The organism is Tractidigestivibacter sp. (assembly GCF_057241865.1).
In genome coordinates this window covers 1-22,416 of the sequence record NZ_DBHHPX010000019.1, presented here as the reverse complement: position 1 = coordinate 22,416, position 22,416 = coordinate 1, and the positions used below count along the sequence as shown (strand labels likewise).

22 protein-coding genes are annotated in these 22,416 nt (G+C 59.9%); 2 read left to right on the top strand and 20 right to left on the bottom strand.

Annotated features, from left to right (window positions below):
• The first annotated feature begins 156 nt into the window (after nucleotides 1-156).
• On the top strand, nucleotides 157-2,202 hold the full coding sequence (locus ACO59D_RS07575) for a class I tRNA ligase family protein (protein WP_485126472.1): 2,046 nt from the start codon (nucleotides 157-159) through the stop codon (nucleotides 2,200-2,202).
• 124 nt (nucleotides 2,203-2,326) lie between these two features.
• Here the strand turns inward: ACO59D_RS07575 and ACO59D_RS07570 are convergent, their stop codons facing one another.
• The 11 genes from ACO59D_RS07570 to ACO59D_RS07520 all read right to left on the bottom strand — a co-directional run bounded on the left by ACO59D_RS07570 (nucleotide 2,327) and on the right by ACO59D_RS07520 (nucleotide 13,153).
• The gene (locus ACO59D_RS07570) at nucleotides 2,327-3,070 is read right to left on the bottom strand and encodes an SIS domain-containing protein (protein WP_130811901.1); all 744 of its coding nucleotides are present in this window, start codon (nucleotides 3,068-3,070) and stop codon (nucleotides 2,327-2,329) included.
• 27 nt (nucleotides 3,071-3,097) lie between these two features.
• Nucleotides 3,098-4,372: a PTS ascorbate transporter subunit IIC gene (ulaA, locus tag ACO59D_RS07565; protein WP_485126471.1), complete on the bottom strand. Its 1,275-nt coding sequence runs from the start codon at nucleotides 4,370-4,372 to the stop codon at nucleotides 3,098-3,100.
• Nucleotides 4,373-4,374: 2 nt separating this feature from the next.
• Nucleotides 4,375-4,677, bottom strand: a complete 303-nt coding sequence (locus ACO59D_RS07560; RefSeq protein ID WP_485126470.1) for a PTS sugar transporter subunit IIB — start codon at nucleotides 4,675-4,677, stop codon at nucleotides 4,375-4,377.
• 48 nt (nucleotides 4,678-4,725) lie between these two features.
• On the bottom strand, nucleotides 4,726-5,157 hold the full coding sequence (locus ACO59D_RS07555) for a PTS sugar transporter subunit IIA (RefSeq protein ID WP_485126469.1): 432 nt from the start codon (nucleotides 5,155-5,157) through the stop codon (nucleotides 4,726-4,728).
• Nucleotides 5,158-5,207: 50 nt separating this feature from the next.
• Complete coding sequence (locus ACO59D_RS07550; RefSeq protein WP_485126468.1) at nucleotides 5,208-7,007, bottom strand: BglG family transcription antiterminator; 1,800 nt, start codon at nucleotides 7,005-7,007, stop codon at nucleotides 5,208-5,210.
• 486 nt (nucleotides 7,008-7,493) lie between these two features.
• Nucleotides 7,494-8,483, bottom strand: a complete 990-nt coding sequence (gene asrC / locus ACO59D_RS07545) for a sulfite reductase subunit C (protein ID WP_485126467.1) — start codon at nucleotides 8,481-8,483, stop codon at nucleotides 7,494-7,496.
• Nucleotides 8,484-8,492: 9 nt separating this feature from the next.
• Nucleotides 8,493-9,290: an anaerobic sulfite reductase subunit AsrB gene (asrB, locus tag ACO59D_RS07540; RefSeq protein WP_485126466.1), complete on the bottom strand. Its 798-nt coding sequence runs from the start codon at nucleotides 9,288-9,290 to the stop codon at nucleotides 8,493-8,495.
• On the bottom strand, nucleotides 9,283-10,359 hold the full coding sequence (gene asrA, locus ACO59D_RS07535) for an anaerobic sulfite reductase subunit AsrA (RefSeq protein ID WP_485126465.1): 1,077 nt from the start codon (nucleotides 10,357-10,359) through the stop codon (nucleotides 9,283-9,285). The genes asrB and asrA overlap by 8 nt, the downstream gene beginning before the upstream one ends.
• Before the next feature lie 60 nt (nucleotides 10,360-10,419).
• On the bottom strand, nucleotides 10,420-11,181 hold the full coding sequence (locus ACO59D_RS07530) for an ABC transporter ATP-binding protein (protein WP_485126464.1): 762 nt from the start codon (nucleotides 11,179-11,181) through the stop codon (nucleotides 10,420-10,422).
• Nucleotides 11,178-12,239 carry a FecCD family ABC transporter permease gene (locus ACO59D_RS07525; RefSeq protein ID WP_485126463.1) on the bottom strand — a complete coding sequence of 354 codons (1,062 nt, stop codon included), beginning with the start codon at nucleotides 12,237-12,239 and terminating at the stop codon, nucleotides 11,178-11,180. The genes ACO59D_RS07530 and ACO59D_RS07525 overlap by 4 nt, the downstream gene beginning before the upstream one ends.
• A gap of 2 nt (nucleotides 12,240-12,241) precedes the next feature.
• Nucleotides 12,242-13,153, bottom strand: a complete 912-nt coding sequence (locus tag ACO59D_RS07520) for an ABC transporter substrate-binding protein (RefSeq protein ID WP_485126462.1) — start codon at nucleotides 13,151-13,153, stop codon at nucleotides 12,242-12,244.
• 164 nt (nucleotides 13,154-13,317) lie between these two features.
• Between ACO59D_RS07520 and ACO59D_RS07515 the strand changes: the two genes are divergently transcribed.
• Nucleotides 13,318-14,172: an alpha/beta fold hydrolase gene (locus tag ACO59D_RS07515; RefSeq protein ID WP_485126461.1), complete on the top strand. Its 855-nt coding sequence runs from the start codon at nucleotides 13,318-13,320 to the stop codon at nucleotides 14,170-14,172.
• Between the two features lie 236 nt (nucleotides 14,173-14,408).
• Here the strand turns inward: ACO59D_RS07515 and ACO59D_RS07510 are convergent, their stop codons facing one another.
• The 9 genes from ACO59D_RS07510 to ACO59D_RS07470 form a co-directional block, all read right to left on the bottom strand.
• The gene (locus ACO59D_RS07510) at nucleotides 14,409-16,112 is read right to left on the bottom strand and encodes a dihydroxyacetone kinase family protein (protein WP_485126460.1); all 1,704 of its coding nucleotides are present in this window, start codon (nucleotides 16,110-16,112) and stop codon (nucleotides 14,409-14,411) included.
• Nucleotides 16,113-16,208: 96 nt separating this feature from the next.
• A complete protein-coding gene (locus tag ACO59D_RS07505) occupies nucleotides 16,209-16,859 on the bottom strand; it encodes a dihydroxyacetone kinase subunit L (protein ID WP_130811871.1) in 651 nt (216 codons plus the stop codon).
• Nucleotides 16,860-16,896: 37 nt separating this feature from the next.
• Nucleotides 16,897-17,889: a dihydroxyacetone kinase subunit DhaK gene (locus ACO59D_RS07500; protein ID WP_485126459.1), complete on the bottom strand. Its 993-nt coding sequence runs from the start codon at nucleotides 17,887-17,889 to the stop codon at nucleotides 16,897-16,899.
• Nucleotides 17,890-17,900: 11 nt separating this feature from the next.
• Nucleotides 17,901-18,503, bottom strand: coding sequence for a hypothetical protein (locus ACO59D_RS07495; RefSeq protein ID WP_485126458.1), 603 nt, complete (start codon nucleotides 18,501-18,503; stop codon nucleotides 17,901-17,903).
• Nucleotides 18,504-18,611: 108 nt separating this feature from the next.
• Complete coding sequence (locus tag ACO59D_RS07490; RefSeq protein ID WP_130811868.1) at nucleotides 18,612-19,283, bottom strand: class II aldolase/adducin family protein; 672 nt, start codon at nucleotides 19,281-19,283, stop codon at nucleotides 18,612-18,614.
• A gap of 102 nt (nucleotides 19,284-19,385) precedes the next feature.
• Nucleotides 19,386-20,792 carry a PTS galactitol transporter subunit IIC gene (locus ACO59D_RS07485; RefSeq protein ID WP_485126457.1) on the bottom strand — a complete coding sequence of 469 codons (1,407 nt, stop codon included), beginning with the start codon at nucleotides 20,790-20,792 and terminating at the stop codon, nucleotides 19,386-19,388.
• Between the two features lie 74 nt (nucleotides 20,793-20,866).
• Complete coding sequence (locus ACO59D_RS07480) at nucleotides 20,867-21,157, bottom strand: PTS sugar transporter subunit IIB (protein WP_130811866.1); 291 nt, start codon at nucleotides 21,155-21,157, stop codon at nucleotides 20,867-20,869.
• Nucleotides 21,158-21,216: 59 nt separating this feature from the next.
• Nucleotides 21,217-21,690 (bottom strand): PTS sugar transporter subunit IIA, encoded by a 474-nt coding sequence (locus ACO59D_RS07475; protein WP_130811865.1) that lies wholly within the window; start codon nucleotides 21,688-21,690, stop codon nucleotides 21,217-21,219.
• 234 nt (nucleotides 21,691-21,924) lie between these two features.
• Nucleotides 21,925-22,416: transposase (locus ACO59D_RS07470; protein ID WP_485126456.1), on the bottom strand; the 492-nt coding region annotated here is incomplete at its 5' end.

Here is a 22,416-nt window from a genome sequence, read left to right as displayed (position 1 = left end):
AATCGCACCCGCATACCCTCCAACGTACCCAACCAATGCCGTTCCAGACCACGCGTGCATACGTCCGTTGTGGGATAATCACGTGGCCTGCGGCATGCACGGCATGACGACGGGCATCACCTGCACCACACACGACCAAGAGGAAGCACGTCCCACATGGCACACAATTCCCAGAACGCCCCAACCGTCGAGCGCCCAAGCTTCCCCGCCCGCGCCGTCATCACCGGGGGCATGCCGTATGGCAACAAGAACCTGCACTTTGGCCACATCGGCGGTGTCTTTGTGCCCGCGGACTTCTTCGCGCGATTCCTTCGCGACCGCATCGGGAGCAAGAACGTAATCTTTGTCTCGGGCACGGACTGCTACGGCTCGCCCATCATGGAGGGCTACCGCAAGAAGGTGGAGCAGGAAGGCTACCAGGGCACCATCACCGACTACGTCCAGGCCAACCACGACGCCCAGAAGGAGGCGCTTGACGCCTACGGAATCTCGCTCGACCTCTTCGCAGGCTCTGGCCTTGAGCCGGCACGCGACTTCCACGCCCGCTTCACCACCGAGGTCCTGCGCCGCCTCCATGGCCGCGGCCTTCTGCACAAGATGGGCACCCGTCAGTTCTACGATGTCAAGGTCGGCCAGTTCTTGAACGGACGCCAGGTCATAGGCCGCTGCCCCGTACGTGGCTGCAAGTCTGAGAAGGCCTACGCCGACGAGTGCGACATGGGCCACCAGTTTGACCCCGAGGAGCTCATCAATCCCGTCTCGGCACTCACCGGCACCACGCCTGAGCTGCGCCCTGTTGACAACTGGTACTTTGACCTGCCGGCGTTTGAGTCGCAGCTCAAGGAGCTCATGGACGAATGGGACGTGGACCCGCAGGTGAGGCCCATCGTGACCAAGACAGTACGCGAGTCTCTCGTGCCGCCCGTCGTCTACATCCAGGAAAAGTTCCGTGAGGGCTTCAACGCTGTGGAGGACAGGCTCCCCGCCCACAAGCTCCACGAGGCCGAGAGGGGCCAGCAATCCTTCTCCGTAGAGTTTGCCAACTGGCGCGACCGTGATGGGGCCCGCAACGTTCTTGAGACGGCTGGCGTGCGCTTCCGCACCGGCAAGACGCTTCTGCCCTTCCGCATCACCGGCAACATCGGGTGGGGCGTGCCCGCGCCGGAGCTTGAGGACACGAGCGGGCTCACCGTATGGTGCTGGCCCGAGAGCCTCTGGGCACCCATCAGCTTCACGCAGACCGCGCTTGCGCTGGACGAGGAGAATGGCGGCACGCGCTTCTCGTCTGACGACTGGCACGACTGGTGGTGCGCAGACAACGCCAAGGTGTACCAGTTCATTGGCCAGGACAACATCTACTTCTACTGTGTGGCGCAGCCCGCGCTGTGGGACGCGCTTGACTGGGGCCTCACGCAGGACATTCCCGTGGCCAACTACCACATCCTGTTCATGAACAAGAAGGCCTCGAGCTCTGGCAAGATCCGCCCGCCCATGGCCGCCGAGCTCCTCGACCACTACACCGCCGAGCAGCTGCGCTGCCACTGGCTAAGCCTTGGCCTCGACCAGAAGGCCGTGAGCTTCTCGCCCAAGCCCTATGACACCTCCGTGAGCCACAAGGACAAGGAAACGGGTGAGGAGGTCCTGGTGAAGGACGACCCGCGCGTGGTCGACCCCGCCCTCAAGGAGAGCGCCTTCCTCACCAACATCTTCAACCGCCTGGCCAGAAGCTGCATCTACGGCGCGCAGAACGTCTGTGGAGGACACCTGCCCACAGTCGAGGCAGACGCTGATGTCCTTGATGCCTGCCGAGAGGCGGCGCTTGCCTACGAGCGCCGCGCCCACGCCTTCGACGCCCACGGTGCGCTCGCTGTCGCCGAGGGCTTCTGCCGTGACGCCAACCGCCGCTGGGGCGACGAGTCCAAGGCCGCCAAGGGTGACGATGCCGCCTACGAGCACGCGCTGGCAAACGCCTTTGCCGCGCTACGCACGGTGACCCTGCTCATGCACCCTGCGGTGCCGGCTGGCTGCGAGAAGATCTGCGAGCACCTGGGCTTCTCGGCAGACGCGTTCTTCTCGTGGGACCACGCGTTCGAGACCCCCGCGCAGCTGGCAGAGGCGCTCGGCGAGAAGCCCGCCGAGCACGCGTTGCCCGAGCTACCGCCGCGCTTCGACTTCTTCGAGAGGCACCCAAGCCAGAAGTAGAGAACAGGGGCGCCGACAAGGTGCCCCTGTTCTTGTGCGTGGTACCCAGAGCAATGCTTGGCAGCGGCTCCTCTTTTGGCCGCTCCGATAGAGCGACATTGTCGAGGAATTACTGCAAAGCACCCTAGAATGCGTATTTGATGTTATCCCGATACTTCTCGTAGAGCGAACGGTTGAGCTCATCGCCTCCATCGATATTCGCGCTGTAGAAGACTGGCGGCGTCTTCATTCCCCCATCGACAAGGCGCTGAACGAGCTCGGCGATCATCGCATTCAGAACCGCAGCGCCCACAACGGTCGACGTCGGTCCAACTTTCTGTTCAAGTCCGGTGATTGGAACTGTCGCGTCTCCCACATCACCGTGGTTATCTATCACCACGTCGGCAAGCTCAAAGAGTCGCTTTCCAGAGGGGTGACGCGAGGAGACCGTCTTGGAGTAGGAGAGGTTGGTCAAGGCGATCACGCTTGCCCCTGCGTCCTTTGCAGCCTGGGCAACCTCGACCGTGACCGGATTGCGCCCTGATACCGAATGCGCGATGAGCACATCACCCCTCCGAAAATCCGCACGGTGCCTGGCAAGTGCGGTTCCATATCCGACGAGACGCTCCATATCACTGGTTAGGGTAATCGGACTCGCTTCGACCGACACCTCCTTGCCAAAGATTGGATTGATCAGCATCAAACCGCCGGCACGGTAAAACATCTCTTGACTAAGGATTCCCGCATGGGATGCGCCGAAGATGTAAATCGAACCATGACCCACCACGCATTTTTCCAACAGGTCAACGCCGGCACGCATGTTTGCCGTCTCACTAGACCTGACCTTCTTTAGAATTGCCTCGACGTGGTCGAAGTACTCAAACTCCATCGTTGCCTCTCCCATGAGAACCCGTCTCTAAGCAATGAGTCGAGCAATAGAGCCGCAAACAATACCCCAGAGGTCAAAGTCCTGGCCACCGTAAACCAGCATCCACTGCTGAATCGTGTTGTTGAAGAAGTAGGCTCCAAAACCAACCAAGAAGACGGCGAGGACTCCCGCAACAGCAGATCCGATGACTGCGCCACGAACTCCACCGGTGCTATTTCCAATAATTGCGGCAGTGCCAATCTCAAAGAAGCATGTGGAGATGAGTGGAATGACCACGGTGGGGAATATTCCGTTCGTAAGAAGAATGGTAATGACACTCGTAACCATTGCAACAAGGAAGCCAATGGTCAGCGCATTGGGTGCGTACGGGAAAACGACAGGGCAATCGAGAGCTGGAATAGCATCGGGGACGACCTTGTCGGCAATTCCCTTGAATGCGGGAACGATTTCCGCGATGAGCATGCGCACACCTTGAAGCATGACAGTGATGCCTACACCAAACATGATCGAATGCTGGAATATGTACACAAACGCATCGGTGGTCGTGTCAGCATATCCCCAAACGGCTGCGGGATCCATACCGTTGGACAGAAGCAGGAAGTACATGATGAGATAGGTGATAGCGATCGCAATGGAGCCAGTGATCGAAATCTCGCGCAGGAAGCTCAGCGACTTGGGAACGTTAAGATCCTCAGTCGAGCGAGATCTATCCCCCAACGCTTTTCCGAGGAGCCCCGAAATCACCGAAAGGCATGTCGTAGGGTGACCGATCGTGAAGTCATCGCTTCCGGTTACACCCTTCACAAACGGACGCATAAGGTTTGGCGAGACAACCATATATAGCGCAGTAAACACAGTCGCAAGCACAATAAGTTTCACGCCGGAAAGACCCGCATCAACACCGGCAGCTATGAAGACAAAGGGGAACCAATACAGCATGTGGCCGGTGAGGAACACGCTCTTCCACTTTGTGAAACGTGCAACAAGCAGGTTAATCGCAAAGGCAAGTATCATGACGATACCAATTTGCGTGCCATATTCTGCGCTGATATCCACCGTTGTCGAAGGAACAGCCTGAGGCATAATCGCATTGAATGCAGCAGAAATGCCATCGATTGACTTTCCGGTGATAATCCCCGTTCCTGTTGTCAGAATGAAAAAGCCAATTGCGGTCATCGCCGTTCCGCGGACAATCTCACCAAAAGGCTTTTTCTGCAATATCAGGCCAATCATTGCGATAAGAGCAATGAAGATCGCGCCCTGCCCAAAGATGTCGTTAACGATGAAACTGAGTACGGCCATTGCTACTCACCCTTTCCCTCGAAATCATCAATAAACTTCAGAAACTTTTCTTCGACCTCCTGCTTGTCCATAAGACGATTGATGGCAACAACCGGCACCTTCGCGTGCTGGCGGACCCGATCGGAAAGGTCAACCGAGCAAAAGATGACATCGCACGTATTTGCGGAGCACGTGGAAACGTCACCGCAAAACACCGCGACTTCCACCCCGTGCTTTTTGGCGATTTCTTCTATGCTCATGCGCAGCATGAGAGAAGAACCACACCCAAAACCACACACCGCTTGAATCTTGGGAACGCGTCTCACCGTACTGCCTCCTTCCGGGGCAATGGCCCCTCGTTGTATTCCAACTCCCTACTCATTGAGCAGAGTGGAGAGCTCGTCACAGGTCTTGCACTCTCGAATACGCCTCACAAGATGAGCGTCATCGAGGAATTTGCGTGCGACGTGCTGCAGTCTCTCGAGGTGAGATGCCTTGTCCTTGCATGCAAGGCACATCACCACAAACACTGGGTCATTTTCAGAATTGAAGAAAATGGGAGAATCGAATACGGCGATTGAGATGTCCGTGCGCAATACCTCAGAAGATGGGGCGGTATGGGCAAGCGCGAATCCTGGCATTAAGACAATGTAAGGGCCGAGCTCCTTGACGCTATTGACCATGGAGTCAACGTATCTGCTGCGAATTGCCCCTGACCCAACGAGCGGCTCTGACGCTTGCCTGATAGCGTCTTCCCAATCGTTTGCTTTGAGGCCGATACGGATATTGTCAATTCCGACACTCACGGGAGATTGCGATTGCATCAGCAACTCTTTCTTCAGTCTCTTCGTTGCTTCTAGTCATGCATTTGTGCGATGGTCTTGGCGCTGATTTCTGGCTTCGCAAGGCTCTCTAGATTGCTCGAAGCCCCAAATATCGATGCAAGTGCCAACAAATCGCTCTTGTCTTGGTGTTTGATTCCAAGAACAACTATGGCGCGGACGTTTTTGGCATTCTCGCTGCCGAATCTAATTGGCGAACGGGATACAAGAATTGCCGCGCAGTCGTCTGAGATACCGTCATCCACACCGGCGTGTACATATGCGGTACCTGGAGTCAACACCATATATGTACCGAGTTCGCATACGGCGTGAACCATTGTCTCGACGTAGCGAGGCTCCATAAGACCACGCTGGACCAAGGGCATAGCGGCTAGTCGAATGGCATCCTGCCAAGACTCACATGCATCTACTACCTGGATATCATCAGCGCAAACATAGTCCGTCACACGATGAAACGATTTCTCATGTTTCTGCTCAGAGTAGTGCTTAACAAACTGAGAGCTCATTTTGGTGTAGGGGAGTTGGTTAACGTAGCCCTTCACTCGATCGATATCGACTTGCGTAAGCATTGGATTTACATGTAATACAGGCGCCGCCGAAGTCGAGAACTCGCAGGAGGCAATTACCAAGTCGACCTCATTGCGCTGAAGGTACTCCTTTGCCTCCCCAAGAGATTTTGGGCCAACAAGCCGGCATCCGAATAGCAGTCTCTCCAGACGTGACTTCAGCAACACGCTAGTCGCGAGGCCAAAAGAGCAGACAAAGAGAACGCTTGGGACAAGATCCTCTCCCCCACTTGCCTCAAAAATGGACGTAAGATACATCGCTATGTAGGCTATTTCGCTTGGAGGGAATTCAACTCCGCAATCTTCAAGAGTGCTTGATGTGAACTCAAGGATGAGCGGAGAGGTCAGGCGAAGGTAGGACTCTATCTTCTCGTCATGCAACTGGATATTGTTGTGCTTGCGATAGAGCGCCGCTCGAATGTGTTCCGTAAGCATCGCTACGACATCCTTGACTGCGACACCGTCAATTCGCTGATACTTACTGAGTGCATCAACCAGTTGCCGTGAGAGTTTCTTTGCCTCCCCGTTCATGGCATCAGCCTCTGTGCGCTCCCTTTGAGATGGTAGCGGACCTATTCTCTGCGAAAGAATCAGGATTGCCAGATAGGTTCTCTCATCCCGCTGGGAAACGTACCTCTCAAGCATTATGCGGAGCAAATCCAGCGTCTCTGCGTTTGCCGAGAGTTCAAGCTCGTAGTGCGTCGACCGAACGGTGTGCCCGCACTGGATACGGTGCAACATATAGCAGACCAGGGTCTCGATATAGCCCTCGTTGAGAAATCCCATGCCCAAGACGACTTTTGCATGCTGGAGGATTTCCTTTGCAAGAGGCATGCACACACTCATGCCCTCATCGCGAGCAACCAAATCGCTGATGCAGTCCGGGCAGGGGTTATCGGCAAGAAGCTGAACGAATGCATGACGTATGCTCAATTCGTCTGCCTGTAAAGCCAGACCTTTTCCTTGGCAGCGAACTACTGAAATGCACTCGTTCTTGAGCACCGCTTCCATTTCGGGGAAGTCACGGATTGTTGTTTGTCTGCTCACTCCGCAATCGTTTGCAAGAAGTTGAAACGTTGCTGAGTCACGAAGCAGAAGAGACGCGATCATTGCTGACAGCCTCTCTTCGGGGTTAAGGATTCGTCGGCCCTGCGTTTCAAGCGTCCTGTGAAGTGCCTTCACACTGCTTGGAGTGCCTACCAGCACAATCCCCTTGCCACGCTTGCGCTCGAGGGTCACGTTATGCATGCGCGCAAATTGCTCAAGCTGAGACAAGTCGTTTCTCACTGAGCGGACACTCACGTGGAAGCGGTAAGCGACGTCACCGACTAGCACGGGCTCATCTTGTCGGCAAAGCCATTCGAGTTCGCTCACCTGTCGATTCGTCAAGTCGAACATTATTCACCACCTCGCTTCCTGATTAGAATGTACGTGCCATTCGATAGGGCAACAATGACCAATCGGAGCAGAGGAAATGGCAAAGATGAGCCTTAATGCATGTTGCTTGGGGTTTGACCCGCAGAGATAGCTAGGTAGGCAATCATTCGAATGATGCCTGAGCTAGACAGTTAAACTTGGAGGCAATCCAAAGGAACTAATATTGCATCCGTCGAGAACACGTGGGAATAAGGCTCCGTCGTTCTTATCGAGTGGTGCCGACAAATCCAGAAGGAAAGAGGGGCGCCGCCGGGGCGCCCCTCTTCTTGGATGAGACAAAGGGAAACTCCCTTTGTCTCATCGCAGGCTGTTGTCGCGGTCGTAGTGCTTGCCGTCCCAGTAGACGCGTGTTGCACGCTGGCACTTCTCGGGCAGTCCGACGTCTTTGAGCGCCCATGCGCAGAACTCGTCAAAGCCCACACGGTCAACGATGTAGCCGATGTGCTCCTTGCCCTCGGGCGCATTGGGGTCGATGTACTCCTCGATGAAGGCGTAGGTGTTCTTCACAATCTTCACGATGGAGCCCTCGTCCACCCAGCGCAGCCAGTCCTGAGCCAGCCGCGGGTTCTGCTTGCCCGTGCGTCCCATGATCTTGAGACGGAAATAGTGCTCGGGACTCCTGGTCCAGGCGCGCGTGGGGCAGTAGACCACGCACACGCCGCATCCTATGCAGCGGTCCTCGTCGCGCACGACCTTGCCCTTCTCGAGTCTAAGCGCGCTCACCGAGCGCCGCTGGCACCAGTCGACGCACTGCCCACAGCCGATGCAGCGGTTAGGGTCGTAGTGGGGCTCGGTCATGCCGATGATGCCAAAGTCGTTGAGAGCCACGTGCGCACAGTCGTTTGAGCAGCCGGTGAAGGCCACCTTCACGTGCCGGTTGTTGGGAAAGATCTCGTGGTCCATGCGCTGGGCAAAGGCGGTCGTGTCGTAGCAGCCAAAGGGGCACAGCCGCTTGCCGGGGCATGCCACAACGTTGCGGGTGCCACTTGCCAGGTAGCCCTGTGAGGTGTCTTCCTGGTTGATCTTTGTGTCCTCGATGATGGCCCTGAGCTTCTCGTTTACCTTGGGCATGTCTTCCATGTGGATGCCCGGGATCTCGACGCCCTGGCGGTTGGTGAGGAATATCTCCCCCCTGCCGTACTCCTCGGCAATCTCGACGATGCGCGCCATGCTCTTGGCGCTCACAAGGCCGCCAGGAATGCGCACGCGGCTGGCGGCCATGCCGCGCTCCTTGCTCACGCGGAACGCGTTCTTCTTCATGGCCTTGACGTCAATGTCTTGAATCATGGAGGTCTCCTAATCCAGCAGCTGCTTGCTCTGGGTGTAGTTGAAGACGGGCCCATCCAGGCACACGTACTTCTCACCTATGCGGCAATGACCGCATTTGCCCAGGCCACAGCACATCTTTCGCTCCTGGCTCACCCAGATGTTCTCCTCTGCAAGGCCCAGCTCGAGAAGGCCCTTCACGGAGAAGCGCATCATGGGCGGCGGGCCTACGACAATTGCCTGCGCCATTGAGGGGTCACGCAGAGGGAGCCCGGGGATGTACTTGGTTACCAAGCCAACGTTGCCCTCGTAGCCGTCAGGTGCGCCGTCCACGGTAAGGATGAGGTCCAGAAGACCATCCCAGCGTGCAAGGTCATCGCGGAAGAGCATGTCGGAGGGACTGCGAAAGCCCACGATCACGTGCTTGTCCTTGGGTGTGGCGCTTGCGGCCAAGGCTTCGACGACTCCCCTCACGGGGCTCACACCCGTGCCACCGGCCACAACAACGCACTCCCCGTCTAGGTAGCGCTCGACTTCGAAGCCGTTTCCGTAGGGCCCACGCAAAAGCAGCGTCGAGCCCTCGTAGGCCTCGAAGACCTCGCTGGTCACCACGCCCACGCGGCGAATGGTGAGGTCGACCGACTCGCCGGGCACAATGCCGCTCACGCTGATGGGCGCCTCACCGTACTTAGGGACGGAGACCTCGAAGAACTGGCCGGGGCAAACCTCTCCGCCAAAGCCCATGCGAAAGGTGTATTCCTTCTCGGTGTGCCTGATGATCTCGATCACCTTCGAGGCAAAGGGTAGGTATGGATTGTTGCTAGGCATCGCAGGCCACGCTCCCCTCGTGCTGGGCGTCCCACTCGTCAACGGCGTCGGTGAGCTTGTTGACGCACGCGGCAAAGCTGATGTACTCGGGGCATACGTCGTCGCAGCGCCCGCAGCCCACGCACATGTCGTAGCCAAAGCGCTGGCGGAAGTCGCACACCTTGTGGAGCACCTTGAAGCGCATGCGCTCGCCGTGCTGCTTGCGGTAGCTTGCCCCGCCGGCAACCGTCGAGTAGCCGTCAATCATGCAGCTGGCCTGCACACGGCGCCTCTCGCCAACCCTACCATTCTCGGTGTAGGCCACGTCTTGCATGGTGAAGCACGTACAGGTGGGGCACACGATGGTGCACCTGCCGCAGCCGATGCAGCGGTGGTTGTACTCGTCCCACACGTCACTGGAGCGAAGCTCCAAGGGCACGGACTTGGGGACGCGCACGTGCACCTCGTTTGTGCTGACGTGCGCGGGAACAACGTCTTGGCTGCGTGTGGCATGACGCTCGAAGAGCGGTCGGAAGGACTCGTTTGCCACGGCACAGGCGTAGCCGTCGCCCAAGCGCTCGAGCGAGAACTCCCAGCAGTCGGGTGCGACGCTTGTGCCCATGTCTGCGCAGAAGCAGTGCTCGAAGGTCTGTGGGCAGCCGAGAAGCACAAAGCGAACGCGGTCGCGGATGCGACGGTAGAAGCTATCCTCGGGGCCGTTGTGCAGATACATCGCGTCAAGGCGCTTCACGCCATAGAGATCGCAGGCGCGCATGAGCACGAGAACCTCGCGGGCGTCACCGCGCACGGCGGAGTCGTTGGCTGCACCAACATCGCTAGCCTCTCTCACCTGGTCCTCGGTGTAGTAGAAGAGCGTCTGCGAGAGCGGTGTGAGCAGTTCCTTGAACGAGTAGTCACTCTTCGCGTCGAGCTCGACCTGCGAGGCGTCATCCACGAAATCGTAGATTACCTGGTCAACGTCGGTGAAGCGCCCTGCACCCACCCTTCTCACCGGAGCAAAGACGAGGTGGTCGCGGGCAAGCTCGCGAACCAGCCCGTCAAGCCCCTCCCCATCAAGCACGTATCCCATGGTCTCCCCTCTCTTCCGCGTCCCGGCCGGGACGCATCCTCTTTCTTGTGAGTGCGGCGCTCACGGGTGCGTGAGCACATACCTCCACAGGAGTTGCGGGTCGTCCTGCTCTGCCATGCCAACGCCCAGCGCCGTCGGCACGGCTCCGCTCGTGGCGACAAGGCCTGGCGGTCCCTGGGCAACCGCGCGCCCCTCGGCCATGAGGCAGACCTTGTCGGCATACGAGAAGGCCGACTCCACGTCGTGGGTCGCAACCACCACCGCCAGACCCTCTCCTGCAAGGCGGCGGAAGAGCGCGGCGAGCTCCCAGCGCCTGTGGGCGTCAAGGTGCGCGGACGGCTCGTCGAGAAGGAGCGTCCCTGCGTCCTGGGCGACAACCATAGCAAGATAGGCGCATTGCAACTCGCCGCCCGACACATCCCCGAGGAGCCGGTCACGAAGCTTCCACACGCCCGTGAGCTCCATGGCGTGACGCACCAGACTGCGGTCCTTCTCGCCCAGCGTCCTTACAGCACCGAGCGTGGCAAAACGCCCGTGGCACACCAGGGTGTAGACATCCATGCGCGGAGCGCCGAGCTTCTGGGGTAGATAGGCAAGGTGGCGTGCCCGCTCCCGGTGGCTGAGCTTCCCCAAGCCAAGTCCGTCCACGGCCACGCTCCCCTCGTGCGGGAGCACGCCGGCAAGGCAGCGCAAAAGCGTGGACTTGCCACAGCCGTTCTTGCCCACGAGGGTGCTCACCTGGCCGTCGTTGAGCTCGAGGGAGTCAACGGCAAGGGAGAAGCCGCTTTCGCGCACAAACGAGAGGCCCCGCACGTCAATCATGCGGCATCACCCCTGCGACACGCCGTGACAGAATGTGAGCCATGCCTGCACCTGCGCCGCGACAGAAGCCCTAGGAAGAACGGCGCGCCGAGAAGTGCGAGCACCAGGCCGACCGGAAGCTCGTAGGGAAATGCGATGGTCCGTGCCACGAGGTCGCATGCAACCAGCAGGGCCGAGCCCCACACGACGCAAAGTGCGAGCCCCTGGCGGGTCGTGGGTCTCGCCCACATGCGGATGAGATTGGGAACGATAAGGCCAACAAAGCTGAGTAGGCCGCAGATGGATACGGCCGAGGCGGCGAGAAGCGCGGCGCAGACAATGGCTCCCAGCCTGCAGGCGCGCACATTAAGACCAAGGCCGTGCGCGGCCTCGTCACCCAGTGCAAGCAGGTCTATGCCACGGCCGAGGCAGGCCCCGGCCACAAGCGCCACCGCCATGGCAGGAAGGCTCACCGCAAGGCTCTGGTAGGTCACCCCGGAAAGTCCGCCAAGCGTAAAGGACACGCGATCCGTGACCGATTCCGGCCACACGACCACGATCACGTCAATGGCTGCCGCCATAAGGCTCGAGACCGCAACGCCGGCAAGGACCACAGTGCTGGGGCCGCTCCCCGCTCGGCGCGAGACCAGGCACACCAGAAGCGTGGCGAGAAGCGCGCCGGCAAAGGCCATGGCCTGTCTCAGGATAGGGTGTCCTGGCAGCCAGAGGGCTGCGACAAGCCAGAGCAGGCCCGCCCCGGCATTGACGCCCATCACACCCGGCGAGGCAAGGTCGTTGTCGAGCGACGCCTGCAGGAGGAGGCCCGATGATGCCAGCGCCGCGCCGCAGAACGCCCCCGCAACCACACGAGGCAGGCGAACACCCATAAGGACGAGCGTTGCCGTGGGATCTGCAGCGCGGCCGGTGACGAGGAGGCCAAGCGTCTGAAACGCCTCGGACGAGCCGAGCGCCGAGGTGCCCTTGAGTAGCGAGGCGAGCGAGGCGAGCGCGAGCGCGACGGCACCCAGAACGCACGCCCAGTGGCTCCTCTCGTATCGCCCCTCTTCACCGTTGGACACGACTACCCCTGTTGCTCTCGCACGCTGAGGATGTAGGAGTAGGCCTCTGCCCAGCGCTCGTTTGGCTTGTACTCAAAGAGGTCCTTGGGCAGGACGTTGACCCTGCCCGCCTGAGCCGCCGAGAGGGACGACCATGCCGGCTGAGCCTGGAAATCCTGTTCGAAGACCCCCTTGGCCTCATCCTCGTCCCCGCGAGGGATGACAAAGACGTAGTAGGGGTCGGCGGCAACGATTGCCTCGACCGAGAGGTCATCCAACGAGGAGTCGTCCTCGGCGATGTTCGCCATCTGCAGGTTGTCGAAGATCTCGCAGGCAAAGTAGCCGCTCTTGGCGACCTTTGCCTTGGTAGACGAGATGAGAAGCGCCAGGTAGCTCACCTGGGGCAGGCCTGCCGCGCTTGCCTCGACCTCGCTTATGGCATTCGAGACGTCCGTGACGTTGGCCTGGTAGAGGTCGTCTCGCCCGCTCGTCTCGGTAAGTGCGGCCATGTTGCTTGCGTAGTCGTCGAAGCTGTTCACGTCGACGTCGCGCCACGCAATGCCCGCACCGCCCAGGCCGGACTCGAGCTCCTCCTGCGCGGGGATCTCGGCAGTGAGCAGCACGAGCGTGGGCTTGAGCGCAACGATCTTCTCGAGGCTCGGTTGCGCGATGGTGCCCACAGATTCCACGTCTTCGGGTAGGCCGTCGAGACCGGTAGCATCTTCGGTAACGCCCACGGGCGGCATACCGGCAAGGACCGCCATCTGGGCAAGCGAGCGAGAGGTAGCAATGATGCGCATTTCGTCGACGGCATCTGCGGTCCCAGTCGAGTCTGATGACGGTGCGGTGTCCGCACTTGGCTGCGTAGCACACCCGGTGAGAAGCCCGCAACCCAGAAGCGCTGACAAGCGCAGGAAATCTCTTCTCTCGAGCATGGGCCCTCCCACATGGTAGTGTGATATCAGAGTCGCCTTGTCCTGTAGCCACGCAGATGACTTAATGATATCTGCTCAAACGCTCGTGTTTCTGTTGGCATAGCAACGAAATGAAGAACTTGGGCAGCCATGCCATCGTTCTCGTCGTCATAGAGAGGAAGCCCATGCCGAGCACCGTAGCGCCCATTCCGCCTCAGCCGCATTTCCCCAGCTACTATCTGCGCCCCACCGTCGTGCCCCGTGTGGCGCGCAAGGTCGAGACTGGCGATGGGGCCCAGATTGCCACATTCGTGTATGGCCCGGTCGAGGGGCGGGTGGAAGCGGATCCGGTCCTCTTCCTCCACGGCAACGGAGAGGAGCACGGCATCTTTGGCGCGCAGATAGACGCCCTCGTCGATAAAGGGCGCTGCGCCATTGGCGTGGACTCGCGCGCACAGAGTGCGTCCACGCGCGGAAGCTCCCCCCTCACCTATGAGCTCATGGCAGACGATGCGCTTCTCGTGCTCGGTGCATTGGGGGTGCAGCGTGCGCACGTAGTGGGCTTCTCGGACGGTGCCATAGAAGCCCTACTCATGGCCCGTGACCATCCAGAGCGCGTGGCCTCGGTGCTCTCGATGGGCGCAAACCTCACGCCCGAGGGCGTGCTTGTGGAAGATGACTGGGACATAGAAGGCACCGCCGAGCAGAGCGAGGCATGGGCGGCATGGCTGGAAGACGGACCTGAGGGCATTGACCCCTCTATCATGACCCCCAGTATCGAGGAGGCGAGAATGACCGCCCAGCTTATGCGCCTCATGTTGGACGAACCCCACATTCCGGCGGAGTCGCTTGGCTCGATTGGCTGCCCCGTTACCGTGATGGTAGGTGAGTTCGACTGCATCAATCCCGCCGAGACGCAGCGGATTGTCGACGCAATTCCCTACGCGCGCAAGGTCGTGGTGCCCGGGGCCGACCACGTGCTGCCCAAGTGCGCCCCCGATGACGTGAGCCGCGAGCTCCTCTCCCTTCTCGTTCCGTAGTATTTCGCCGTTTAAGACCGGCTAACCAGCGAATTTGTACGAGACAGTCACCAAGTCGTGATATTTCGAAGGTTAGGCGTGTTTGACTGTCGAGAATTCACGACTTAGTGACTGTTTCCCAGCAATGTCGGGGCCGTTGCCGGGACGGTGTCATCCCGGCAACGCAACGCATTGTCCCAAGAAGCTACGGGAACCATTTCACAATTCGTTCCCGGCCGTTTCCCACAGGAAGCTCGCTACTTCTTTGGAAGCACCGCCTTCATGCACAGCGCCATCGAGATGGCACCCGCATCGGGTGTCCCAAGGCTGCGCTCTGCCGCCGGACGGGCGCGCCCGACCTTTGGGACGAGGCCCTTGGTCTCCTCGGCAGCCTTCTTGGCGACCGCCGCGGCCGCGGCCCAGGCGTTCCCGAGGGAGGCCCCTGCCTCCGCCTGGCGCCCAAGCTCGTCAGCGAACGGGCCGAGGGCGTCGAGCATGGTCTTGTCGCCGGGGCGTGCACCGCCGAGCTCCTCCATCTTGGCAAGCGCAGCCCTCGCCGCCCTTGCCGCGTCAGCCGTGCCATAAGCATCCGCGTCATCGCCCAGCGCACCACCCGCGACCTCGAGCGCCGAGCCCCAGAGCACCCCGGAGGTACCGCCGGCCTTGGCCGCCCAGGCTCGGCCCGCCTCGCGGAGGGTGGAGCCGAGCGCAGCGCCACGTGCGTGCGCGTCCGCGGCAGCCTCGGCAGCGAAGGTGGCCCCCTTCACCATCCCGCGTCCGTGGTCGCCGTCGCCGGCCACCCCGTCGATCCTGGCGAGGTCCTGCTCGGCGGCGGCTACCGCGTCGCGCATGCGGGCAAGCGCGTCCACCACATATCCTGCGGCAGCCTCGGACGCGTCGGAGCCGCGCCCGAAGGACTCCTCCACCCCTGGCCCCGTCTCGTAGGTCGCACGCGATCGCGAGGCCATCGTCCCTCCACCGAGGCGGTACGACGCCGTGTCGCACGGGGCGAGCCAGTACCCCTCCAGCTCGTCGTCCAGGAACTCCACGGCGAGCGCTATCCCCTCCATGTCGAGCGACGTCACGTACTCCCCGACCAGCGGGTGGACGAGGGTGTAGCCCCTGTCCTCGAGGAGCCTCCTCACCGTGCCCCAGACCACGAAGAGTTCCTCGTACTTGGTGGAGCCGAGCCCGTCCAGGATAGCTGCGACCCTCTTGCTGCCGCCCTTAGGCGCCTCCGCGAGGACGCGGTCGACGAGCAGGCCGGCTATCCCGTCGGCGCTCTCGAGGTCGGCCTCCCCGACGCCGGGTTCCCCGTGGATGCCCTGCCCGACCTCCATGCGCCCGTGCGGGACGTGGAAGAGCGGAGCGTCCTCGCCCGGGAGCGTGCACCCGCGGAACCCCACGGACATGGTCCTGGTGGAGTCGTTCGCCTCCCTCGCCACCCTCTCCACCTCGTCGAGGGGCAGCCCCGCTGCGGCCGCGGCGCCCGCGGCCTTGAAGACCATGAACGTCCCCACGTTCCCTCGGCGCTTGCACGCCTCCTCCGGTGCGGCGGAGCTCACGTCGTCGGTGATGTAGGTGGTGCGGCAGTCGACGCCGCCTTCGCGCAGGCGATCGCGGGCGATGTCGAAGTTCATCTTGTCACCGGCGTAGTTGCCACCGACGATGAGGAGCCCCGTCCCCTGCTCGACCGCATGGGCGACCCCGAGGACGTCTTCGGCCGAGGGTGACGTGAACACGTTGCCGACCACGGTCCCGTCCATGAATCCGTCGCCCACGATTCCGCAGAAGGCCGGGTAGTGACCGGAGCCGCCTCCGTTGATGACTGCGACCTTGCCGGCGGGCATCCTCGTCGCGCGGGCGACTCCCCCGGGCACCTGGGCGACATACTCCGGGTATGCGGCCACGTAGCCCCTCAGCATGTCCTCGCGAAAGCTCTTTGGGTCGTTGTAGAGCATGGGTCTCACGCATCCCTTCAAAAGGCGGGCGGGAAGATGGATTCCCTCCCCGCCCGCTCCCCCTATTGGGCGGAGTGTCCCGTCCTCATGTCGCTGTTATTGGTTATCTGCAAAGTAATTGCGGAGCCCTTGAAGCATATACTGTCCGGCAAGCGCGCCTTGGTCAATCACGCCCTTCGCCTTTGCAGCATGAACGGCAGCCTTCCCAAACCTGGGCAGCATGTCCTTCGTCGCCTCGCAGCCTGCCTTTGCTCCCTCGACAGCCGCATCCATGACTTGGCGGAAGCTTGCCTCAGGATTCTGGTCGACGAGGGCGCGTGCACTCTTTGCTGCGGCATCGACGGAATCGAGAATCGTCCTGTCCCCAAGCTCGCACTTGCCGCGCTTCTTGATTCCCTCGGCAAACGATTCTATGTAGGTAGCCATGTCAGGGGGAACCAGCTCGGTCTTTCCCTTGAAGGACTTCCCGGCTTGCATGACACCTGACGACATGAGGGTTCCCATCGTCGACGGGACGGTGTTCTGCATCTTCATTGCGCCTTTGAAAAGCATCTTGCCGATGTCTCCCTCGCCGGTGAAGTCGCGAAGGAACCCAGGGAGTGCGCCATAGCCCTTGCTCATGGTGAGGCCTAGGTCACCGTCTCCCATTACCGCGTCCATCTGGCAGAGCTCGTCCTTCTTCTCGGCAAATAGTTTGCTGACACAATCGAACATTGCCGGAACATCGTTTGCTGTGATCTTTTCCATCCCTAGATGCCTCCAAGCATCGAATGGGCCAAGGTGCCTACCTCTGGCAGATGAAGGGGGTGTTTACAGGGTGTTCGAAGTATCCCCTGAGCTCCTCGTCGACCTTGCAGACGGAGATGGAGGCACCTGCCATCTCCATAGAGGTCGCGTACTCCCCCGTCCAAGAGCGCCACACCTTGATTCCCTTGGCCTTGAGCTGCTTCCTCACGGAGTTACTAAGGATGTAGAGCTCCTCGACGGAAGTGGCGCCAAGCCCGTTAACGAGAAGGGCAACCTCTTCTCCCGAGGCAACGGGCATGTCCTTCAAAATCTCCCCCACCGATTCCTCTGCAAGCTCGTCTGCGGTCTTGATAGGACCATTCCAAACGCCGGGCTCGCCGTGAATGCCCATGCCGAAGGCCATCTCATCGTCCTTGAGCTCGAAGTTGGAATGGCCAACCTCGGGAACGATGCAAGGCGTGAGAGCAAAACCCACCGTCCTCACATTGTCCCCGGCCTTCTTTGCAGCTGCATACACCTCATCGAGCGCACCGCCCTGGTCGGCCTTAGCACCAGCAGCCTTGTACATGAAGAATATGCCCGCAACTCCACGACGAGCCTCGGGATTCTCGTTCGAGAGAACGTCATCAGCTCCTACGAGCGACTTGCACTCAATGTCATCCATCTCGAGCATCTCGGACGCCATGTCAAAGTTCATGATGTCGCCGGTGTAGTTGCCGTAGAGGCAGAGAACCCCCGCTCCAGCCTCGACTTCCTTGGCGATGTTGTAGATCTGCTCGGCAGAGGGAGACTGGAACACTCCGCCAACGCCGCAACCGTCAATCAGACCATCGCCCACATAGCCCAAGAACAGGGGCAGGTGACCGGTGCCGCCACCTGTGATGATCGCAACCTTGCCCGGCTTCTTGCGAGCGGTGCAATAGCAGCGCAGGTCATCTGCGACACACTTCACTTGGTCTGGGTGGGAGGCGTAGATGCCCTGGAGCATCTCGTCGACGTAATCCTCGGGAGCGTTGATGATCTTCTTCATTGCTTATCCTCTCATCCAAAGAAGTAGACGATGTAATTCGTGAACATGGTGAGCAGGAGGAAGATGGTTTCCATGTACGCGAAGGGAAGCGCTTCCTCCCCTTTGTACTTTGCCGTCCAGATATATCCCAGGTAGAAGGACGTGGCGATGTCGATACCCACCATGTCGAAGTTGGGAGACGGAGCCAGCCAACGAAGCACCATCGAAACGGCAAAGAAGGAAAGCCCGATGTAGAGGGACCACTTCTGGTCTCCCTTCACCATCTGGCTATAGTAGAAGAGCCTCTTGCCGTCAGCCTTCCCGTAGCGACGCTTGGCCTCCAGGGCAGCCCTTACCAGGTACATGGAGAAGGCGCCGAGAAAATAGGTGAGGCCTATCACGAACGTCCCAAAAATATCCTTGCTGGCAAAGAACCTAAAGGCGACGAAGAGCCAGACTGCGCAGATGGCGAGCAGCTCTACGAAGGTCGCCATACGCGCCCCGACAGTGATGGGGGCAGGATGCCTCGTCTCGCTGACTTTGGGGAGCTCGAACGAGCGCCTATCTTGAGCCTTTTTGGAACCCATGACACCGGAGGGCGCAACGTTCCGTTTCTTTGTCCTCTTCTTACTCACGCTCTGCCTCCATGACATGCCAACGTAGGCCCTGCCGAGAGAGCCGCCCGCCCCGCACAAGAGGCGTGGACGGGCAGCTGGGAAAGGAAGAGCCCCAGGCGCAAGGCGTTACTTCGCGTTGGGGAACTTGATCTCCTTGGGATACTCCCAGCTCTGGAGCTCCTCGGGCGGGAAGGACTTAGGCTCCCTGCCGCCATTGACGGTCAGCGCATGGTAGTACAGCTCGGCGAGCTCCTCGATGTAGCAGACCTTGAGGTATGCCTCATCGATGTTGTCCTCGTCAACGGCAACTGAGCCATGGCCTTGAAGCAGGAATACGTCAGCTTCCTTGACGGGCTCGACGACGGAGTCTGCCAGCGCCGGGGTACCGGGACGACCGTAAGGCGCAACCGGGATGCGGGCTTTGGAGCAGTTGAGGGTGGCGAGCTCGTACACTACGGCAGGGATGGGCTTCTCCAGGATGGCGAAGGTAGTCGCATACTGCGAGTGGGTGTGTGCGATTGCCTTAACGTCCGGACGCGTCTGGTAGATCTTGAGGTGCATAAGGGATTCCGATGTGGGACGTAGGCCCGTCTGGTTCTCGACCACATTTGCGTCGAAGTCCATCACAATCATGTCTGGGACCACCAGGGCCTCACGGTCAACGCTCGTGGGGGTGATGACCACAAGGCCGGTCTCTTCGTCACGAGCGGAGAAGTTACCAGACTTGTGCTTGCACATTCCCTCGCGCTGAGCCTGCTTTGCAACGTTCATGACCTTGAGCTTAAGATCTTCGAGCATGTTGCTTTCCTTTCTCTAGTGAATGGCCGACGGACCAACTGGCGCCCGTCGGCCATTTGAAAACTGCCTAGGACATCGCCGGCATGATTCGCGTTGAAGCCGTTACTCGGCAGCAACCTCGGCAGAAGCCTCGCCAGGCTCGGCGGCAGCCTTCTCCTTGGCGGCCTTCTTCGTGTCGTGGTACATGAAGAAGTAACCAGCCAGCCAGACGATCAGCATTCCAAGCGGGATGTAGTTGCCGTTCATGCAGTCGAGGAACTGAGAGAACGCATAGGTGAACCAGGGACCATCGATCGCAGAGTTGGAGATGAGGCCGGAGGCACCAAGTGCATCCTTCACGACAGCACCCGTGGAGAGGGCAAGCTGGGAGACAAACGGGGCAAATGCGGTGCCAACGAGCAAGAAGATGGGGATACCAATGATGCTCAGGATGATCATGCGAGGCAGGTTGCCCTTCGTGACCAGGTACGCGGGAACGGCAAGAGCGGTGTTCACGATACCGGCGAACGGAAGGAGCCTGTTGTCAGGCAGGATAAAGGCGAAGAGCACCGTGATGGGGATGCTGATGATGACCGAGATCCAAATCTCGTTGGAGCCGCCGAGGAACGGCCAGTCCAAGCCGACGACCAGAGTGCGGCCCTCGAACTTGCCGTGCATGTAGTCGGACACGGCCTCGGAAATAGGCGACAGGGCCTCCATGAAGTACTTGGAGATGACGGGGAAGAGGGTCAGGCACATTGCGCACTCGACACCGAGCGTAAGGAGGGCGCCAAGGTCATAGCCGCCCAGCAGGCCAAAGAGGCATCCGAGTATGAAGCCGAGCACATGGTTCTCGGCGAAGATGCCGATCTTCTCGTGCAGGGCCTCCGCGTCAGCCTTGTGGTTGAGGATGGGAATCTTACGAAGAACCTTGTCGATGGGATAGAAGATGGCAGCCAGGAAGACCATCTTGTGGGTGCAGGTGACGCCAGGAATGCCCGTGAGCTCGAAAATCTCGTCCTTGAAGAGGTCGGCGGTCTTGAGCTCGAACACGATCTGGATAGCAGCAATCACGAAAGCGAGCAACACGTTTCCGGTAAGGCCAACCACGCCCACGGCTGTGAAGATCTTGCCCCACACGTTCCAAAGGTCGGCGTTGAAGGTGTCAGTCTTGTTGGCAACGAGCATGATGATGTTGATGACGATCATCAACGGGAACATGAGGATGGCATAAGGCCACGACCAGGCGATTGCCGCCATGGTGGTCCAGCCGCCGTCGAGGATCGGGAGGTCAATTCCCAAGTTATTGAGCATTGCCTCGCCGACGGGCTGGATGATGTTGCCCATATAGCTGATGAGCATCGACATGCCCGTGAAGGCCACGCCCAGAAGGATGCCGGCGGAGACTGCCTCCTTGGGCTTCATCCTCACGATGAGGCCCATGACAATCATAATGATTGGCACGAAGACGGCTGCACCTACCGAGCTAAGGAAGCCGTTAATCCACGAGCTTGCGGCAGCAAGATCCATATGCTCTCACCTCTCAGTATGGGTTATGTTTCTTCGGAGCCCCCGCCCTCAAGCGGGGGTCATACGCGGGCCTCTCAGCCCTTGTGGTCCCTAATCGCCTTGAGCAGCTTTTCGTACTGCTGCTTCTGGCCAACCCCCGTGAGGAACGCAATTCCATCGATGACGGGAAGGTCGTAGGTCTTCTTGTCGCGCACGATGGTGATGTAGGCAGCAGCGTCCTTGAGATAGCGGTCGACACTCTTGAGATCGACGGCTTCGACGTGCGCGTCAATCCTGTCTTTGTCGAGCATGCGGTTGACTTTGGATGCCACGGTCTGAGACGTGGCAACACCACTCCCGCAGGCGACGATTATCTTTGCTGTCATGGTTTCCTCCTGCTCTCTACGGCCAAGAAACGACTGTTTTCCCGCACTGCGCAAAGCTCTCAGTCGTGCGTCCACTCCATCTTTACGAAGTCGTCGTAGAACTCGTCCACGGTCTCCGCCTCGAACAGAGGGTTGACCCACTCGGGCTTCCGGAAGTTATGCATCAGAATCTGGAGGAGCTCGATGTGCTCGCCAGGGTCCTTGAAACCCAGCATGCAGACGAGCTTTACGTCGAACTTGTTCTCGGGGTCAGACATATCGCCCCATGGAACGGTATGCAGAAGACGTACCGGCGCGATGAAGGGCTTGATGATCGCCTGCGCCATCGTGTGCGGGATGGCAATGGGATACGGTTCGACCGGCAATGCAGTGGGATACTGTGCCTCACGCTCTTTGATTGTGGGAAGGTACCGGTCGTTGACATAGCCCTTCTCGAGAAAGCGTGCGCCCATAATGTCGAAGACCTGTTCGTAGCCGTCTACGTCCAGGCCGATCTCGGCAAGCTCGCGCATGATAATCTCTTTTCCTAGCATCTATCCTCCCCTCGAATGCCCTAAGGCACCAAATGCCTTGCTTCCCCCTGTCGACGTAGATTCTATGGGGCACAAGCCTTGCACACTAGTGAAAGGTTCTTCACGATTCCCTGCAGCCTTGTAGTCTGTTTAGCCTCTTTCACGATGTTTGCAGGATGTTCTTCTAACTTGTTTGCGCAGGTTGTAGGTCCTTCTATTGCAAAGGGGACCCCGGACGTTTTCTCGGACCTGGCGCTACGCGGCGTAGCCCATGTCCCTCCTGTACTGCTCGATGGTCCTCCAGCCGAGCGACCTCTTGAGCTTGCCCCCACGATACCACTCGATGTAGGCGCCCAGCCTCCGGCGGAACTCCGCGAAGGTGACGCCCGTCCAGTCCACGTCCTCGAAGAAGTCGCTCTTGAGCGTGCCGAAGAACGACTCCGCGCGGGCGTTGTCGGGGCTCCTCGACTTGCGCGACATCGAGCGGGTGACGTGGGCCGCCTCGCAGGCGCCCCGCCACTCGTCGGTCATGCAGACCGAGCCGCCGTCGGTGTGGACGACCAGCGGCCTCGCCCCCGTGGGGCGCACGGCCGCGACCAGGTCGGAGAGCATGCCCAGCGAGAGCGCCTTGTCGGGGTGCAGCGACGCGCGCCAGCACACGGGCATCCCGTCGAAGCAGTCGATCGCCGGGGAGAGGTAGGCCTTGTAGCCGTCGAGGGCGAACTCGGTGACGTCGGTGACGACGAG

Bases quoted from the DNA above. Each gene is read 5' to 3' on its own strand.
- ACO59D_RS07575 (WP_485126472.1), top strand. From the start codon at position 157: ATGGCACACAATTCCCAGAACGCCCCAACCGTCGAGCGCCCAAGCTTC.
- ACO59D_RS07570 (WP_130811901.1), bottom strand. From the start codon at position 3,070: ATGGAGTTTGAGTACTTCGACCACGTCGAGGCAATTCTAAAGAAGGTC.
- ulaA (WP_485126471.1), bottom strand. From the start codon at position 4,372: ATGGCCGTACTCAGTTTCATCGTTAACGACATCTTTGGGCAGGGCGCG.
- ACO59D_RS07550 (WP_485126468.1), bottom strand. From the start codon at position 7,007: ATGCATAACGTGACCCTCGAGCGCAAGCGTGGCAAGGGGATTGTGCTG.
- asrC (WP_485126467.1), bottom strand. From the start codon at position 8,483: ATGATTCAAGACATTGACGTCAAGGCCATGAAGAAGAACGCGTTCCGC.
- asrB (WP_485126466.1), bottom strand. From the start codon at position 9,290: ATGCCTAGCAACAATCCATACCTACCCTTTGCCTCGAAGGTGATCGAG.
- asrA (WP_485126465.1), bottom strand. From the start codon at position 10,359: ATGGGATACGTGCTTGATGGGGAGGGGCTTGACGGGCTGGTTCGCGAG.
- ACO59D_RS07530 (WP_485126464.1), bottom strand. From the start codon at position 11,181: ATGATTGACGTGCGGGGCCTCTCGTTTGTGCGCGAAAGCGGCTTCTCC.
- ACO59D_RS07520 (WP_485126462.1), bottom strand. From the start codon at position 13,153: ATGCTCGAGAGAAGAGATTTCCTGCGCTTGTCAGCGCTTCTGGGTTGC.
- ACO59D_RS07515 (WP_485126461.1), top strand. From the start codon at position 13,318: ATGCCGAGCACCGTAGCGCCCATTCCGCCTCAGCCGCATTTCCCCAGC.
- ACO59D_RS07510 (WP_485126460.1), bottom strand. From the start codon at position 16,112: ATGCTCTACAACGACCCAAAGAGCTTTCGCGAGGACATGCTGAGGGGC.
- ACO59D_RS07505 (WP_130811871.1), bottom strand. From the start codon at position 16,859: ATGGAAAAGATCACAGCAAACGATGTTCCGGCAATGTTCGATTGTGTC.
- ACO59D_RS07500 (WP_485126459.1), bottom strand. From the start codon at position 17,889: ATGAAGAAGATCATCAACGCTCCCGAGGATTACGTCGACGAGATGCTC.
- ACO59D_RS07490 (WP_130811868.1), bottom strand. From the start codon at position 19,283: ATGCTCGAAGATCTTAAGCTCAAGGTCATGAACGTTGCAAAGCAGGCT.
- ACO59D_RS07485 (WP_485126457.1), bottom strand. From the start codon at position 20,792: ATGGATCTTGCTGCCGCAAGCTCGTGGATTAACGGCTTCCTTAGCTCG.
- ACO59D_RS07480 (WP_130811866.1), bottom strand. From the start codon at position 21,157: ATGACAGCAAAGATAATCGTCGCCTGCGGGAGTGGTGTTGCCACGTCT.
- ACO59D_RS07475 (WP_130811865.1), bottom strand. From the start codon at position 21,690: ATGCTAGGAAAAGAGATTATCATGCGCGAGCTTGCCGAGATCGGCCTG.